The sequence below is a fragment of the Streptomyces sp. NPDC059247 genome, from assembly GCF_042754005.1.
Lineage (GTDB): Bacteria > Actinomycetota > Actinomycetes > Streptomycetales > Streptomycetaceae > Streptomyces.
The window spans coordinates 1-15,703 of the sequence record NZ_JBHYZW010000033.1 but is presented as its reverse complement, the minus strand read 5'-3'; the positions used below and the strand labels follow the sequence as shown (position 1 = coordinate 15,703).

Below are 15,703 nucleotides of genomic sequence, written 5' to 3'. Positions count from 1 at the left end.
GGTGTCGGCCTCTCGGGTCTCTCGGATCAGTTCGTCTCGAATGCCGCGCGGAGCGCGTTCAGGTGCCGCAGCCCGTCCAGCACGGTCTTGGTGCCGATGCCGAAGTCGATCAGGCACGCGATCTCGTCCACACCGGCGGCGCGCAGCCGCTCGACCGTCGCCGTCGCGTCCGCCACCGTCCCGAAGAGGCCCCGCTGTTCGAAGTAGGCGTCGAAGGACCGGGCGACGAGGAAGTCGAGGTCCTCGTCCTCCAGCGCGTCGATGTCGAAGTCCGGGTCGAGGGCGCCGAACGAGCGGGCGATCAGATGGACCGAACTCCTGAGGTAGGCGGTCAGCGGCCCCTGGACGGTGGCGCGGACCTCGTCCCGGTCGGTGCCGAGGAAGCTGTGCAGCATCAGGACGACATGGCCCTCCCAGCCGTCGTGGGTCTCGCGCGCCGTCCGCCGGTACGCGGAGATCCTCGCGGCGAGCCCGTCGACGTCCTGGTGCAGCAGATGGGTGAGGACCCCGGCCCGTGCCGTCGCCGCTGTACGAAACGTTTCCGCATCGCCCGCGCTGGTCACCCAGAGCGGCAGCTCCCGCTGGACCGGCGGCGGGAAGACCCGTACCGTCGCCGGGGCGCCGTTGCCGTCCACGACCTCGTGGTCGTCCCCGCGCCACAGCCCGCGGAGCTGCTCGACGCTGTCGGCCAGCAGGCGCTTGCGGTCCTCGTACGGTGCCCGGCTCAGCGCGAAGTCCACCGGGTGCCAGCCGGAGGCGAGGGACACCCCCGCCCGTCCGCCGGAGAGGTTGTCCACGACCGACCACTCCTCCGCGATCCTCAGCGGATGGTGGAGGGGGGCGACGACGCTCCCGGCGCGGATGGCGACGGTGCTCGTGATCATCGCCAGGGCGGCGCCCACCACGGACGGGTTCGGGTACAGCCCGCCGAAGGGGTGGAAGTGCCGTTCGGGCGTCCACACCGCGCGGAAGCCGTGCCGGTCGGCGAAGCGGGCTCCTTCGAGGAGCAGCTCGTACCGTCCGGCGTCCCCGTCCGGTGTGCTGTCGTCGGCGAAGTAGAAGAGGCTGAAGTCCATCGGGGATCCTTCGGTAACCCTTGTCGTCGATGATCCGGTCGTCTGCCGGGGGCCCGTGCCGCCGTCAGCCGGGGCGGGGCATCCTCCGCAGCGCGGGCCGCGCCTTGCGGGCGCCGGAGAGCCGGGACGCGAGACCGGCCACCGTGGGCGCGTCGAAGACCGTGCCCACCTGGAGCTCCACGCCCAGCTCGGCGCGGACGCGGCTCACCAGCCGGGTGACGAGCAGCGAATGGCCGCCGAGCGCGAAGAAGTCGTCGTCGATGCCGACCGGGTACGTGGTGTCCGACCGGCCTTCCGCGCCGATCGAGCCTTCCGCGCCTTCCGCGCCCTCCACTTCCTCTGAGGCTGCCGAGCCGCCCGCGTCTGTCTTGTCGACAGTGACGGCTTCGGCGGCGTCGGTCGTGCGCGGTCCGTCCGCCGGTTCCGTCGTGGCGAGCCCGAGGATCTCCGCATACATGCGGCACAGCGCGGCCTCCCGCTCGGTGCGGGGACGGCGCCCGGTGCCGCGCCGGACGGCGGGCGGGGCGGGCAGGGCGGCCCGGTCGAGCTTGCCGTGCGGGGTCAGCGGGAACGCGTCGTGCACCACGATCGCGGACGGCACCATGTACCCCGGGAGGTACGCGGTCGCCCACGCGGTGACCGACCTGATCAGCTCCGTATCGTCGGTCGCCGCGAAGGGCACGCTGACATGACGCTCGGGGTCCACCATCGTCCCGGTCCCGGTCCCGGTCCCGGCCCCGGTACCTACCCTGCTCCGGTCTCCGGTCTCTTGGGGGAAGTCCTCTTCCCCGGTGGAGAATTCGGCGTCGATGTGCTCGGGACCCGCCTTCGCGGACCAGCGCAACGCGGCGCGGTAGCCGAGGCGTTCGCCGAGCCGCGCGAGGTCCTCCGGGTCCGGGCCGGAGCCCGGCGAGCCGCCCGAGGCGCGCAGGTCCTCGGTGAGGCGCGCGTTCGGCACGCCGGAGACCCGTACGGGCGAGCCGCCCCGGGCAGGGTCCCGCAGCGCGTCGACGAGGCCGTCGAGCGTACGGACGTCCGCTCCCCACACCAGTTCCGTCGCCGCGCCGGGGGTCGATCGCGTGCCGCCGGTGCCGGGCGGTGTGGCTTCGGCCCGGCGCAGGACCACGTCGTAGCGGTACCGGGTCAGTTCGTTGTGGTGGGTTCCCCGCTTCAGCCGTACGTCGCAGCTCGCGAAGCGCTGCCCGGTGCCTCCGGTGCCTCCGGTGTCACCGGCGGCGACCGTCGACGACCGGAAGAACTCCGGGTCCACCAGCAGCTCCGGATCCCTCGCCAGACCGCGCGCCACCGCCCGGCGCTGCTCCGCGCCGCCCGGTGCGACGCCCGTCGAACGGGCCGCGACCGCGCCGTGGAAGGACTCCGCGAGCCCCAGGTGCCGGACGTCGCCGACGAACACCGAACCGCCGGGCACCAGGGCGTCCGCCGCGAGCGCGAGGACCCGGGCGAGATGGCGTCCGCCGGGGAAGTACTGGACGACGGAGTTGAGGACGACCACGTCGAAGTAGCCGCGCGGGACGCCTTCGTGGTCGTCGGCGGCCCGGCAGTCCAGGACGACCCGCCCTGCCAGGTCCGGCCGCCCGTCCACCCGTCGCCGCAGCCGCTCGATCACCCGGGGCGAGAGATCGGTCCCCCAGTAGCACTCCGCCCCGGGGGCGAGCTGCGAGAGCAACAGACCACTGCCCACACCGAGTTCGAGAACACGTCGGGGTCCCAGCGCGCGGATGCTCCGCACGGTCTCGTCCCGCCACTCGCGCACCTGCTCCAGCGGCAGCGCGTTGCCGTCGTAGGAGCTGTTCCACCCGGCGAAGTCCTCGCCGAAGGCCGCTTGTTCGTCGGCCGGTACGGCGTCGAGGACACGCCGCCAGTCGGCCACCCGGTCCGCGTCGGCCGTACGGTCCGCGACCGTCCCCCGGTCCGCGTCGGCCCCCCGGTCCGTTTCGGCGGTGGCGAGGTCCGCTCCGCCCGGGTGGTCGGCGTCCGCCCGGGAGGGCGGTTCGCGACGGATGTGGGCCACGAGCCGCCGGTCGCCGTACCGGTCCTCGTGCACGGTCACGGCGGCGGCCGACACTCCGGGGTGCCCGGCGAGCCGTGCCTCGATCTCGCCCGGTTCGATCCGGTGGCCACGTATCTTGACCTGGTCGTCCGCCCGTCCGACGAACTCCAGACCGTCCGCCGCGCACCTCCGGACCAGGTCCCCGGTGCGGTACATCCGCGTCCCGGCCGGTCCGTACGGGTCGGCGACGAAGCGCCCCGCCGTCAGACCGGGCCGACCGAGGTAGCCCCGGGCCAGATTGGCCCCCGCCACGTACAGCTCGCCCACCTCTCCGACGGGCACCGGCCGCAGGGCGAGGTCGAGGACGTGGAGACGCGTGCCCCGGATCGCCCCGCCGATCGGCGGCGTGCCGTCCCGTCCTGTCAGCGGTCGGCTCATGGTGGCGCAGACCGTGGTCTCGGTGGGCCCGTACCCGTTGACCAGGGTCCGGCCGGGAGCCCAGCGCCGAGGCTGTTCCGCGTCCAGGGCCTCACCTGCGGAGACCAGGAAGCGTACGTGCGGGAGGGCGTCGGACGGCAGGACCCGCAGTACGGAAGGGGGCAGCGAAGCGTGGGTGACCCGCTGTTCGTCGAGGAGACGACGCAGTCCGGGCCCCGGCAGCAGGTCCCGGGCGGGCGCCAGGACGAGCGTGGCCCCCGCCGAAAGTGCCATCGCCAGCTCCCAGAAGAACGCGTCGAAGCCCGGTGACGCGAACTGCAGGACACGGCTGTCGGCGTCCACCGCGATCGTCTCGTGCTGGTGGGCGACCAGGTTGGCGAGACCGGAGCGGGTGACGACCACGCCCTTGGGCGCACCGGTGGACCCCGAGGTGTAGATGACGTACGCGGGCAGCCCGCCCAGGGCGCGCCGGGCACCCGGTGGCGGCCCGGCCGCCGGGGCGCGCCGCAGCGCCGTGCCGGTCTCCGGGTCGTCCAGGTCGGTACGGGGCACCGCGACACCGGACGGCAGGACCGTGCGGGAGTCCGCGAGGAGCAGGGTGGGGGCCGCGTCGCCCAGGATGTGGGCGATGCGCCGCGCCGGGTAGCCGGGGTCCACCGGAAGATGGGCGGCGCCGCTCTTCAGTACCGCCAGGACCGCGACGACCAGATCCACCGAGCGGTCGAGCGCCGAGGCCACCACCGTCTCCGGTCCCGCGCCCCGCGCGGCCAGCACATGGGCCAGCCGGTTCGCGCGGGCGTCGAGCTCCCCGTAGGAGACCCGTTCCTCGCCGAAGACCAGGGCGAGGGACTCCGGGGCGGTCCCGGCGCACTCCTCGAAGATTTCGATGAAGTGCCGCGCAGGGGCGACCGTGACGCCCTGCGGCGCGGGGCCACCGGGCACGCTCTCGACGGGTGGGACGGCGTGTGCCCTCCCGGCGGGCGGGACGGCACGGTCCCTCCCGCCGGGCGGGACGGTGCGAGGCACGTCCTCGGCGGGCAGCGTGGCGGGGCGCCCGTCCTCGCCGGGCGGGGCCGTGCGAGGTCCCTCCTCGCCCGTCCGGACGGTGCGAGGTGTGTCCGGACGCCGGTCCGTCACGTCCCCGGTCGCGCCCGGTCCGGACCGCCGGCCGTGCGGCGCGCTCGCCCCGCTCGCCCCGGCCGCCCCGCTCGCCCCGGTCACCCCAGCAGTCCCGGCCGTCCCGCCGAGGCGGACCGGACGGCCGCCCCGGACCCGGTCGCCGGTCCGGTACGTCCGTGCCCCGGCCGGACCGTGGAGGTCGACGACGATCCTCCCGGAGGCCGGTGCGGGGCGGTCCGCGCACTCCAGGGCGACACGCGCACCCGCGAGGTACGGATCTCCCGGCTCGGCCTCGGCCACCGGCCGCCGCGAGGCGTCCACGACATGGACGCGGACCGGAGGAAGGGGCGAACGGCCCTGGGACGAGGGGTCGTTGACGGGCGCGGCGACGGCGGCGGCCACGCGCTCCGTCGGCCCGTACAACAGGACGGTGTCCACCCGGCCCTGTCCGGCGAGCCGGGCCAGCTCCGCCCGGAGGGCATCGGACACGGACTCCCCGGGGAGGAGCAGCCGCAGCGGAGGGGAGTCCGACGCCCCGGTCACCAGATGGGGGCACAGGGCCTCCCAGCGGGACGGGGTGGTGTCCAGGTCGGTGGCCCCGTACTCCCGGAGGAACCGGGCGAAGAGCCGTGGATCGGCGCGTTGTCCGTCGTCCGGAAGGAGCAGGGTGTCGCCCCGGCAGACGCGGGCCCACTGCCGGACCGAGGAGTCGAGACCGAGGTCCGCTTCCCACACCACCCGCGCCGGAGCCGGGAGGAAGACACCGTTGTCCTCGCAGGCTCCGATGAGGCGGGCGGTGTCGTCCCGGGTGACCGCGACCCCCTCGGACGGCCCGGCGTCCTCCGGGGCGAGGACGACGAACGCCGCCGCGTCACCGGCCACCTCACCCACTGGAACCGGCGTGCCCGTGGCGAACGGCCCCAGGTCCGAAGGAAGGTCCAGGCGGCGCGTGCCCTCCGGCCGCACGGTGTCACCGGGCCCGCCGATGACCACCGCCCGCGCCCCGGTGTCCCCGGCGGGCGGACGTCGCCGGTACGCCGGACCGGCCGGGTCCAGCGGTACGTAGGCCGCGCCGAGCCGCCACACCGCGAGCATCGTCGCCACCGGGCCGACCCCCCAGGGGAGGTCCACGGCGACGGTCGTCCCGGACTCCACGCCCGCCGCGCGCAGTGCCCGGGTGGTCCGCTCCACCCGCTCGCCCAGTGCGCCGAAGGTCACCGACTCCGACGGCGTCACCACGGCGACGCGCTCGGGGCGCCGGGCGGACACGCGCCGAAAACGGGTGAGGAGGTCGAGCGCACTGGTGACCACGGACAGCTCCTTGCGCGGGAAAGGGGGCGGTGCCGGTGTGGGTGGTGCGGGAGCGACCGGACGCGGTCGCGGCGCTCGCGGCGCGGACCGTCGTCAGTGCGGAACGGTGTCCGTCGCGCCCCGGGCCGTCGTCGGCCATCCGCCCGGGACATCGCCTCGCGAAGGCCGGGCGGCGCGTCGGCCCCGGCCCTCGGCGAGGGCCGGGAGGACGCCAGTTTTCTTCTCGAACGGATCGCTCATCCGGGCTCGACCTCCCCTGGGACATGGTGCGTTGGCGGCGGACGCGGTCGAGCCTAAGCGGCACCAGCGGGAAATGGCCACCCTGGTTTCCAGGGCGGGGAAAATGTACGATCCGGCCCCGAACTCGCTTGCGACGAACGTACTCTGAGGCCCGTTCAGAACACTTCTCCCCCGACGTCCGGAGGCCGTGCTGGAGTCCGTCACGCCGACTGCCGCGCAGTCCGCGAAAGACCGTGGCCGCCACCCGCACCGGAACTTCCGGCTGCTGCTCGTCGGCGAGACCACCAGCAAACTGGGCACCAGCGTCACGTCCGTCCTGCTGCCGCTCGTGGCCGTCACCACCCTCCACGCCTCGCCGTTCACGATGGGCGTGCTCACCGCCGCGCCCTGGCTGCCGTGGCTGGTCATCGGACTGCCCGCGGGGGCGTGGGTCGACCGCCTCGCGCCGCGCCGGGTCATGCTCGTGTCCAACGCGGTCTCCACGGTGGTGTTCGTGAGCGTCCCGGTCACCTGGTGGCTGGGAGCCCTGACCATCGGGCACGTCCTCGGGGCCGCCCTGGTGTCCGGCGCGGCCTCCGTCTTCTTCTCCACCGCCTACTCGTCCTATCTGCCCCGACTGGTGCCCACGGAAGACCTGATGAGCCGCAACGCGCAGCTCCAGGCGGGGGACCAGGCCGCCAGGACGGCGGGTCCCGGCCTCGGCGGGCTGATCGCCCAGGCCCTGGGCAGCGTGCCGGGCCTGCTGCTCGACGCGGTGTCCTTCGTGGTGTCGTCGATCTGCCTCACCGCCATCCGCTCCGACGGGCCGCGCCCGGCCCCGGCGCCCCGGCGACGGCTGGGCCGCGAGATCGCCGACGGTCTCCGCTTCGTCGCCGGAGATCCGCCGGTACGGGCCGTCACCGCGTTCGGCGCGGCGGTGAACCTGGCGATGGCCGGTTTCCAGGCCGTCCAGATCGTGTTCCTCGTACGGACCGTCGGCGTCGGCCCCGACACCCTCGGCTGGCTCGTCTCCTGCGGGGGGATCGGCGGAGTGCTCGGCGGGCTCATGGCCGGGCGGCTCGCCCGGCGCCTCGGCACGGCACGCGCCCTGCTGGTCCTCCACCTCGCCGCCGCGCCCTTCGGCCTGCTGGCCGCGCTCGCCGCCCCCGGCGCGGGCCTCGCGTACTTCGTCCTCGGCACGGTCGTGATGTTCGCCGGGGTCGTGGCCTGCAACGTCATCATCGTCAGCTTCCGGCAGGCGTACTGCCCTCCCGAGCTGCTGGGCCGGGTCACCGCGACCACGCTGTTCCTGAACTACGGCACCATCCCGCTCGGCGCCCTCCTGGGCGGCTCCCTCGCCTCCCTCCTCGGTGCCCGCGCCACGATGTGGGCCGTCACCGCCGCACTCCTGGCGGCGGGCGTCCTCCTGCTCGCGGGGCCCCTGCGCGGCCTCCGCGACCTGCCCGGCGCCCCCACCGCCGACGCCTGAGGATTCCGGCCGCCCGCCCGGGGACCGTAAGACGTATCGGAGAAGGGCGTACGGGCCTCCGGAGGCACCGTCACTCCACCCCCCGCCCGGCCCCGAGGACCGGCACCCCGCCCGCCCCCTCAGACGACGATGCAGGTCAGGGCCGCCCACAGCAGGGGAGAGTCGGCGATCCGGCCATCGGCGCGCCAGCGGTCGAGCCGCTCCCGCTGCCAGGCGCACAGCCCGTGCACCGGGTCGGGGTCCTCATGGGCGGTGTCGACGGCGACGACCGCCTCCGACAGCGGCCGGACCGACTCCGGCACGCCCGCCAGGTGATGGAACGCGAAACTGGTCGGCAGCGGCCAGCGGGTGGCGGTCACCAGGTCCGCGCCGTTGTGGAGCATCGCCGTGGCGAGCCCGAACGACTCCGCGAACCGCAGGTCACCACCGCTCTCGCAGCCGATCAGGGCCACCCTCGGCGGCGCGGGCCAGACCGCCGCCCCCGGTTCGCCGTCGCCGCGCAGCGGGAGCGTCCCCAGCAGGAGGTCCTTGGCGGACAGTGGCCGATGGGCACGGACCGGCTCGGTCAGACCGGCCGTCCCCGGACCGCAGCACAGATGGAGGGTGCCGTCCTCGCTCTGGCCCCCTTCGACCGGTGCGCCGCTGACATGGCCGACGTACAGCAGTCGGCGCGGGCCCGCGCGCAGCACGCCGCTCAGCCACTCCCGGTCCAGGTCGGTGCGCCGGAACGCCTCCGCCGGAGTGGCGGGAGACGGCACCACCGGGCCCGTGTCGAGATGCCTCCGGACCAGCGCGAGCAGTTCCGGGTCCGAGCCGGGCGGCCCCAGCACCGAACCGAGCGGCGAGTCGGCCCGGAAGCCGGGCACCCGGGGGTCGAGCACGAGCACCACCGGGCCGGGCGCCTCCGCCGGGGGCCCGGCGGCCACCTGGCCGGGAGCCGGTGCCGGACGCCCGATGGCCGTCCGGCGCCCGACGGCCGTCCGGTCGGCACCCGGTGCCGGACGCCCGGCGGTCGCCTGGTCACCACCCGGCTCCGGAACTCCGGTGTCCCCCCGGGCGCCGTCCGCCGCCGGAGGCCCGGAGACGGCGTCCCTCGCAGGAGGCCCGGAGACGCCGTCCGCCGCCGGAGGCCCGACGGCCGCCGCCAGGCCGCCGCCCCCTGCCGTACCCGCGACCGCGCTCCGGCGCCGCAAGGACGTCGGCGCGGTGGTCACCACGTCCGCCAGGTCCAGGAGCCGGACGTCCGTGTCGTCCACGGCCAGCAGCTCCCACGGGACCTGGGCGGTACGGGGGGACGGCTGGATCCGTACCAGCGGACGGCCCGTACGGGCCGCCACCCGCCGGATCTGCTCGGTCAGGCCCTCCGGCCACAACACCCCGCCCAGCGCCCGGGCGAGCCGCCGCTCGGCGCCGCGCCCGGCGAACGCGCCCGCCCCGAAAGCACGCCGCATCCCCGCCTCCCCCTCGCCCGAACCAGGCAGGGCCGCACTCAACTCGCCCACCACCCGCTCGACTTCGCGGGCGGGCGCGTATCCGGTGCCGAACCCCCGGACGCCTCCGGCCCACGTCCAGGTCATGAACAGATCGCCCGCGTCGGCGAGCCGGACCTGGACCACCGGGCGCCCGGTCAGCGCCTCGGTGTCCCAGAACGGAACCTCCACTTCGGCCACGATCCGCCGCCCGTAACGGAATTCGGCCGCCGCGATGTACTCCTGGAGCGCCACCCGGCCGGACTCCGCCGACATCCGCACCTTCGGCGGCGGCCCGACGCGCAACCCGGCGGAGGCGGCGGCCTCCGCGGCGACACCCCCGAGCGCCACGGCCCCGCCTTCGCCGTACGTCTTCATCGCGGGGTCGGGGAAGACCGGCGCGCCGCTGGACCGGGCAGCGCCCGACCGGCCGCCGAGGGACAGCGCCGCACCCGCACAGCGGTGCTCCACCAGCTCGAAGAGGAGCCCCTGGTCCTGACGGCGCACGGCAAGACGGAAGACCAACCGCATCGCCTCGTCGGCCAGTTCCAGCCACTGGCCGCGCGCATGGGCCGTGACGAAGTCGTGGCGGGCCGCGGCGAGCGTCAGCGCGGCGGGGAGGGCCAGGGAGAGCGCGGTGTCCACGGACCGCCGCTCGTGGTCGCCGTGGTCCGCCCGGTCCAGATCGTCCTCGAGGGCCCGTGCGAGCAGGAGGTCCACCTGCGCGCACCGCTCGTGGATCCGCCGGGCCTGATAGACGTCCCGGGCCTCCTGGGACAGCCGCTTCATCTCCTCGACGTCACCCCGCGCATAGGCGTGCTGGGCGCCGAGCAACATGCTGTCGGCGGCGGCCACCGAGGCGCCGAGCCGGGTGAACCGGTCCAGGCTCGCCGCCATCAGGTCCCGCGCCCCCGTGGCGTCACCGCGCAGACCGGCGAGGTGACTGCGGGCCTGCTCGCAGACCGCCAGGTCCCCGAACCGCCGCTGCCCCTCGAAGACGGTGGACGCCTCCGTGAACAGCTCCTCCGCACGGCCGAGTTCACCCCGCCCCCAGACGAGGAACGCGCGGTGCGTGAGCAGCCCCTGCCGCTCACCGCTGTCGCCCAGGGCCAGAAAGCCGTCCTCCGCCCGTGCGAAGTGGTCCTCGGCGGGGTCGTACCGTCCGGTGGCGGAGCAGATCGCGCCCAGTGCGGTCAGCAGACGCGGGATCGTCTCCGCCGCGCTGTCCGGAGTGACGGACAGGAGGAGCACGGCATGTTCCTCGGCCGCTCCCCATTCGCCGCGCGCCATCAGCAGGAGCACCCGGTCGAGGCCGATCTCGGCGGCGCGCAGCCCCTCGGGGTCCCTGAACCCGGGCAGGACGGCCGCCGCTTCGTCGAGACGGGCCAAGGCCTCGTCCAGGCGTCCCGTCGCGCTCAGCACGGCCGATCCGGCGATCAGCGTCCGCAGCAGCATCTCCAGCCACAACTGACGCCCCTGCGGCCCCATCGGCTCCGCCGCGACACCGTCGAGGAGCGCGCGGGCCCGCTCGTTGGCCTCTTCCGCGCGGGGCAGGTCCGAGGCGGAGAGGAGGACGCTCGTGAGGTCGGAGAGCAGGTGCGCCCGCAGGAACCGCACATCGGGAGAGTCGTCCAAGGACCCCGCACGGTCGAGGAGTTCCTCGTAGACGGCGTACGCGGCCCCGAACTCGGCGGCCATGTGGTGCCCGTGGGCCTCGGCGAGACCGCTGTCGAACGGCTCCCCGTACAGGCTCGTCGGCGCTTCGGTCGCGTCTGTCATCTCAGTAGTCCTCCCCGGTGGCGGTGGCCGCGAGGATCTCGGCGAGGAAGGGCCCCGCCACGCCGTGGAGGACCCCGTCCTCCACGGACCCCGCCACTTCGCCGCCTCTCCCGTCCTCCGCGTACCCCGGCACCCCGCCGCGTCCCCCGTCCTCCACGGGCGGTGCCGCGGCGGCGAGGCGGCGCCGTGCCAGGACGCGGACGGCGGCCCGCCCGGCGCCCGCCGCGGGACCGGCACCGGGGTCGAAACCGGGCATCAGGACGCCGACCTCGACGCGCGGGGCCGGGCCCGCGCCGGACGGACCGGCGCCCAGGTCCACGTCCGCCCGGCCGGTCCACAGGTCGTCCCGCCGGACCAGGGGAACCCGCAGCGGGCCACCGCCGTTCACCGCGATCTCCGCGACGAGGGGCACACCGGTGGCCGGAGCCGCGACGTGCGCGACGACCTCGATCTCGGCCGGCCGTCGTGCGCCGACCGCGCGTACGGTCCAGGACACCGCCTCCTCGGAGGCGTCGACGAGACCGGGCGGATAGCGGCACCAGTCGTTGGTGCCGGACCCCCGGGCGATCACCCGGCCGCCGGAGAGAGACGGGGCGCCCGCCGCGAGGGCGTAGCCGGACCGACGCGCGAACAGCGCGCCGGGGTCGGCCGGAGCGCCCGTACGCCCCCGGTCCGGCCCCCGCTCCAGGGCCGAACGCAGCCCGCGCGTCTCCGCCCCGTCCAGCCCGGCGCAGTCCGCCGCCTCCGCGACGAGCCGGAGCACCTCGTCCAGGTGCCGTGCGGTGTCCGTCGGCCGGGGCGTCGCACGCCACCACTGGAGCAACGGGCCGAGAGCGCCCAGATGCTCCTCGATCAACTCGGCCGCGCAGTCGTCCGGTTGATCGCCCCCGTCGTCGAAGAGCTGCTGGCAGCGATGGGTGAGGGCCGCCGATTCCAGTCCGAGCACGCCCGGTTCGAGCACCGCGATGCCGTCCCCGTACGAGGCGGGCCACCAGCGGGCCGCCCAGTGCGCGAGACCGAGCCGGGCGGCGGCGCCCGCGAGGACGGAGGACTCCGCCGGGACACGTACGCTCGCCGCCCTTCCCCGCAGGGCATCGGCGTCGTGGACGCCGTTCCCCGCCACGGCGCCCCGCGCACCCGCCCCGGGCGGACCCGCGTGCCCGCCCGCCGGGCCGTAAGGAGCGTTCCCCGCCCGTACGGCGTGCACGGCGGCGGCGACGCGCTCGCCGTAGAGCGCCCACAACCACTGCTGCGCCCGTACCGGGTCATGGATCTCCGCCACTGGTGGCCCCGGCACCCCGAGGACGGGCCAGACGAGGACCGCCCCGGCGACATCGAGCACGGCCCGAGCGAAGTCCGGAGCGGCGCCCCTCTCACCGGGACGACCCCCGCCGGACCCGGACCCGGACCCGGACCCGGACCCGGACCCGGACCCGGACCCGGACCCGGGATCGAACTCGTGATCGGGATCGGGAGCGACCAGGATCATGCCGTCCTCGCCCAGGCCGACGCGGACGTCCGTCCCGGCCCCGGCCCTCACACGCCCCCCTGCCCGGACGGCTCCGCCACGACCGGAGGCGCCTCCGTCAGAGCGCGCAGGGCCGACCGGACCCGGGCACGATGGTCCATCATCACCGAGCGGGCGACCCCGTCGAGCACCGCCCAGGCCGAGGCGAGGTCCGTCAGCGGCGCGCCGCGCACGTCCCGCCCGTGCAGCCGCACCCACAGCCGCCGCATGTAGGCGGCCCACGGGGTGCGGAGGTCCTGGGCGAGCGCCTCCAGGGCGCCGCCGTCCGGGTCGGGCCGGGGCGAGACGGTCATCCTGCGGGCCCGCAGCACCGAAGCCTCCCGCCGCCAGCGGCTGTTGACGGCCCGGTGCGCCGTGGTGCGGCCCGCCGGGGGCGCCCCGGTGCCCAGCGGGTCGAGGCCGACCGCGAGACGCCCGCCGAGGACGGCCGCGACCCGCAGGCTCTCGTCGCGGAGACCGAGCGGAGCACAACTCCGCCCGGTCTCCCGGGCGACGAGCTCCGGCACCGTCGGCAGCTCCTCGCGCCGGGACGAGGCATGGAGGACGACGAAGAGCCGCTCGAAGAGCGTCCGGTCGAGGGGCGCGGGCAGCGTCGCCGTCGACGCGCCCCGGCCGACCTCGGGCCGGGGCGGCACCGGGAGGGCGGTGAGCCCCAGGGAGGCCGGTGGTCCCCCGGCGCCCCACGGTCCGTCCGTCCGCGCCCACAGGGCCCGGCCGAACAGCCCGCCGTGCCCCGCGTCGACCATGGCGGCGTACGCCGGTGAGCCGCCGGGCGCGGCGCAGGCGTCCAGAGCGTCGGCGGCCAGCGCGACCGCGACGGTCACCTCGGTGGCGGGGACGACCGTACGGCCGTCCGATGCGACGCCCGTACGGCCCTGCCACGCGACGGCCAGTTCCGTTTCGAGCCGGTCGCGCCGACCGGCGTCCGCGAGGTGCTCCCGGAGCGCTTCCACGGTGCGCCCGCCGCCCGCGTCCGCCACCTCCGCGACGACGGACCCGGCCATGTCCTCCGCGCCCGCCGGGGGAGTCCCGTACTCGACGGCCAGCTCGAAGCACCGCTGGAAATACAGGTCCTGGGGGTTCCCCGCCACGACCCCCAGCGTCCGGCGGGCCTTCTTGAGGAGGGTGAACCAGCGCGCCGTCGCCACGAGGAGCGGCGCGGCCTCCCGGACCAGGGCGTCGAGGCGCGCGGCCTCTTCCGGGGGGAGGAAGTCCGCCGCCAGTCCCGGCCGCAGCGCGGGCCTGACGACCAGCGGCAGGACGATCAGCTTGACGGTCCTGGTCAAGGGGGCCCCGCCGGGGCCGCTCAGCGCCTCGAGCCCCGGCCCCAGGGCCCGCCAGGCACGGTCGATGGCCATGGCCCGGGAGCGGGGCCCTTCGGTCGGCTGGCTCGGCGACGACATGCGGGGAGCGTACGTCGTGTCCGAGCGGGCGGGCGAACCTGGGATCGGTAGGCGTCCCCGGCCGCCTAGCGTCCCTCTCGCGTACCGCACGGGCTCACCACAAGGAGAAGCGGCCATGGGAATCTTCGGGAAGCGTCGCGGGAACCGCGAGGAGCGGGCGGCGGGGATCGCCGACCAGGTGGCGAGCGGCAAGGGCTTCTACGGCCGCGCCACGCGCGCGTTCCTCGGCCAGGAGGACTTCGCCAGGGTCCAGCAGTCGATCGGCGCGTACCGCTCCGGCCACGAGGTCCAGCAGTTGCTCGCGGCGGGAGCGCCGACCGTGCCCGCGGTCGTCGTGTCGCTCGCGGACACCGGACAGCTCGTCAACTTCGACCCCGTCGTCGATCTGGTCCTCCAACTGCCCGGCGGCAGCGTTCCCGTCACGATCCGGACCGTCGTCTCCAAGCTGCGGATCCCGCGCCCCGGCGACCCGGTGTTCCTGATCGCCGACCCCGCCCGGCCGGGCTCTTACCTCTACGCGGGGGACGGCGTGGCCCCTGGCCTACCGCCCGAGGCCCCGCACCACTGAGGTGTCCGGCCACGACGGCCCCCGGTGGACGCGGGTACCACGCTACGGCCCCGGGGGCGCGGCCCTCCTGTACGGCAGTGCCGCGACGCTGTGCCTGTGCGGACCGCTCACCCTGGGCGCGGTCCTCGTCGCCGGTCCGGAACTCCTGCTCATGGGCGTCGTCTTCACGGTGGTCCTGCTGCCCCTCGGCCTGGCGCTCGGAGGCCACACCGCCGCCGAGCGCAGAGCCGGCCGACGGCTCGACGCCCAGGGGATACCGGCGACCGCCGTAGTCACCGGACTGACCGCGTGGGAGGACGGAGAGGACTCCGGCTCGGACGTCGGCCTGCGGATCAGCGGGCCGGGTTTTCCGCCGTTCGAGACGACCTGGCGCCGCTCCTCCCACGACACCCTGCGCGTCGGCCTGCGGCTCCCGGCCGTCGTGGACCCGCCCCACGCCACGTACCGCGTGGAGATCTGACCGACCGCGCGCCGCCGATCGCGGATGTGCCGGACGGAGACCACGACGTTCCGCTCCTCCTCCTCGGGGCGCTGCCCGCCCTTGGTCCCGGCACTGCCGGGCATGGGCCGCGTACACGGCTGGGGCGGGGGGCTCGTCCAGCAGCGGGTCACGGGGGAGGGCCACTGCCCGGTGACGACCTTCCCGTAATTCACCACCCCGGACTCCTGGAGAGCGTCGGTTCCTGCTGTCGACGAGAATTCCTCTCTTTCCGGAACAGGGGACACGTGGAGCGACATCGGCAACCTTGGAAGCAGTGAGGAAAGACCAAGGGGGAGAAAGTAAATGGATACGGGAAAGGGCGTTGCCCTGGCCTGCCGGGGTGCGGGAGGCCAGGGCAACGCTTTTCGTGTGTGGGTGGTGGGGGTTTATCTGGTGGCTTCGATTCGTTCGGTACTACCGGTGGTGCTGGTGGTGGTGTCTGTTGTCGGGGTGTCGGTGGTGTGGGTGGTTGCGGTTTTGTTGCGGAGGCCGAAGGCGCTGATGAGGGCGGCGATGAGGGCGGCGGCGAGGGGGACGACGAGGGCGGCTTGGTAGCCGTCGAGGAGGGCGGCGGGGGTGGTGTCGTCGGTGGCGGCGATGTTGACGGCGGCGACGCCGGACAGGCCGAGGGCGGCGCCGAACTGGAAGGAGGTGTAGAGCAGGCCGCCGGCGACGCCCTGCTCTTCCTCGGCGATGCCGTCGGTGGCGACGATCGTGAGTGGTCCGTAGGCCAGGGAGAAGCCCAGGCCGAGGATGATCAGGCTCGGGAACATGGCCAGGTAGGTCCAGTCCGCGCCGACCGGGAGGAACAG

General features: G+C 75.2%; 8 protein-coding genes and 1 pseudogene. 3 read left to right on the top strand and 6 right to left on the bottom strand.

Translation table 11 applies throughout. The features are described 5' to 3' along the window. Positions 1-26: 26 nt before the first annotated feature. Both ACFXGN_RS31205 and ACFXGN_RS31200 read right to left on the bottom strand, forming a co-directional pair. Entirely contained in the window at positions 27-1,076 is a 1,050-nt protein-coding gene (locus tag ACFXGN_RS31205; RefSeq protein WP_384865542.1) for a MupA/Atu3671 family FMN-dependent luciferase-like monooxygenase, read from the bottom strand. Positions 1,077-1,140: 64 nt separating this feature from the next. Then, entirely contained in the window at positions 1,141-5,955 is a 4,815-nt protein-coding gene (locus ACFXGN_RS31200; protein WP_384865540.1) for an amino acid adenylation domain-containing protein, read from the bottom strand. A 427-nt stretch (positions 5,956-6,382) separates the two neighbouring features. On the opposite strand from ACFXGN_RS31200, the gene ACFXGN_RS31195 reads away from it, so the two are divergent. Then, positions 6,383-7,663 (top strand): MFS transporter, encoded by a 1,281-nt coding sequence (locus tag ACFXGN_RS31195; RefSeq protein ID WP_384865538.1) that lies wholly within the window; start codon positions 6,383-6,385, stop codon positions 7,661-7,663. Between the two features lie 119 nt (positions 7,664-7,782). Here the strand turns inward: ACFXGN_RS31195 and ACFXGN_RS31190 are convergent, their stop codons facing one another. From ACFXGN_RS31190 to ACFXGN_RS31180, 3 genes are all read right to left on the bottom strand, one after another. Further along, positions 7,783-10,911, bottom strand: a complete 3,129-nt coding sequence (locus tag ACFXGN_RS31190; protein ID WP_384865536.1) for a CHAT domain-containing protein — start codon at positions 10,909-10,911, stop codon at positions 7,783-7,785. 1 nt (position 10,912) lies between these two features. Continuing rightward, on the bottom strand, positions 10,913-12,253 hold the full coding sequence (locus tag ACFXGN_RS31185; protein WP_384865534.1) for a hypothetical protein: 1,341 nt from the start codon (positions 12,251-12,253) through the stop codon (positions 10,913-10,915). Positions 12,254-12,447: 194 nt separating this feature from the next. After that, complete coding sequence (locus tag ACFXGN_RS31180; protein ID WP_384865532.1) at positions 12,448-13,842, bottom strand: hypothetical protein; 1,395 nt, start codon at positions 13,840-13,842, stop codon at positions 12,448-12,450. A gap of 115 nt (positions 13,843-13,957) precedes the next feature. On the opposite strand from ACFXGN_RS31180, the gene ACFXGN_RS31175 reads away from it, so the two are divergent. Next, complete coding sequence (locus ACFXGN_RS31175) at positions 13,958-14,410, top strand: hypothetical protein (protein WP_384865530.1); 453 nt, start codon at positions 13,958-13,960, stop codon at positions 14,408-14,410. A gap of 1 nt (position 14,411) precedes the next feature. Then, positions 14,412-14,870, top strand: a complete 459-nt coding sequence (locus ACFXGN_RS31170; protein ID WP_384865528.1) for a hypothetical protein — start codon at positions 14,412-14,414, stop codon at positions 14,868-14,870. A gap of 407 nt (positions 14,871-15,277) precedes the next feature. Here the strand turns inward: ACFXGN_RS31170 and ACFXGN_RS31165 are convergent. Continuing rightward, positions 15,278-15,703, bottom strand: a pseudogene (locus tag ACFXGN_RS31165) (MFS transporter); the annotation flags it as partial.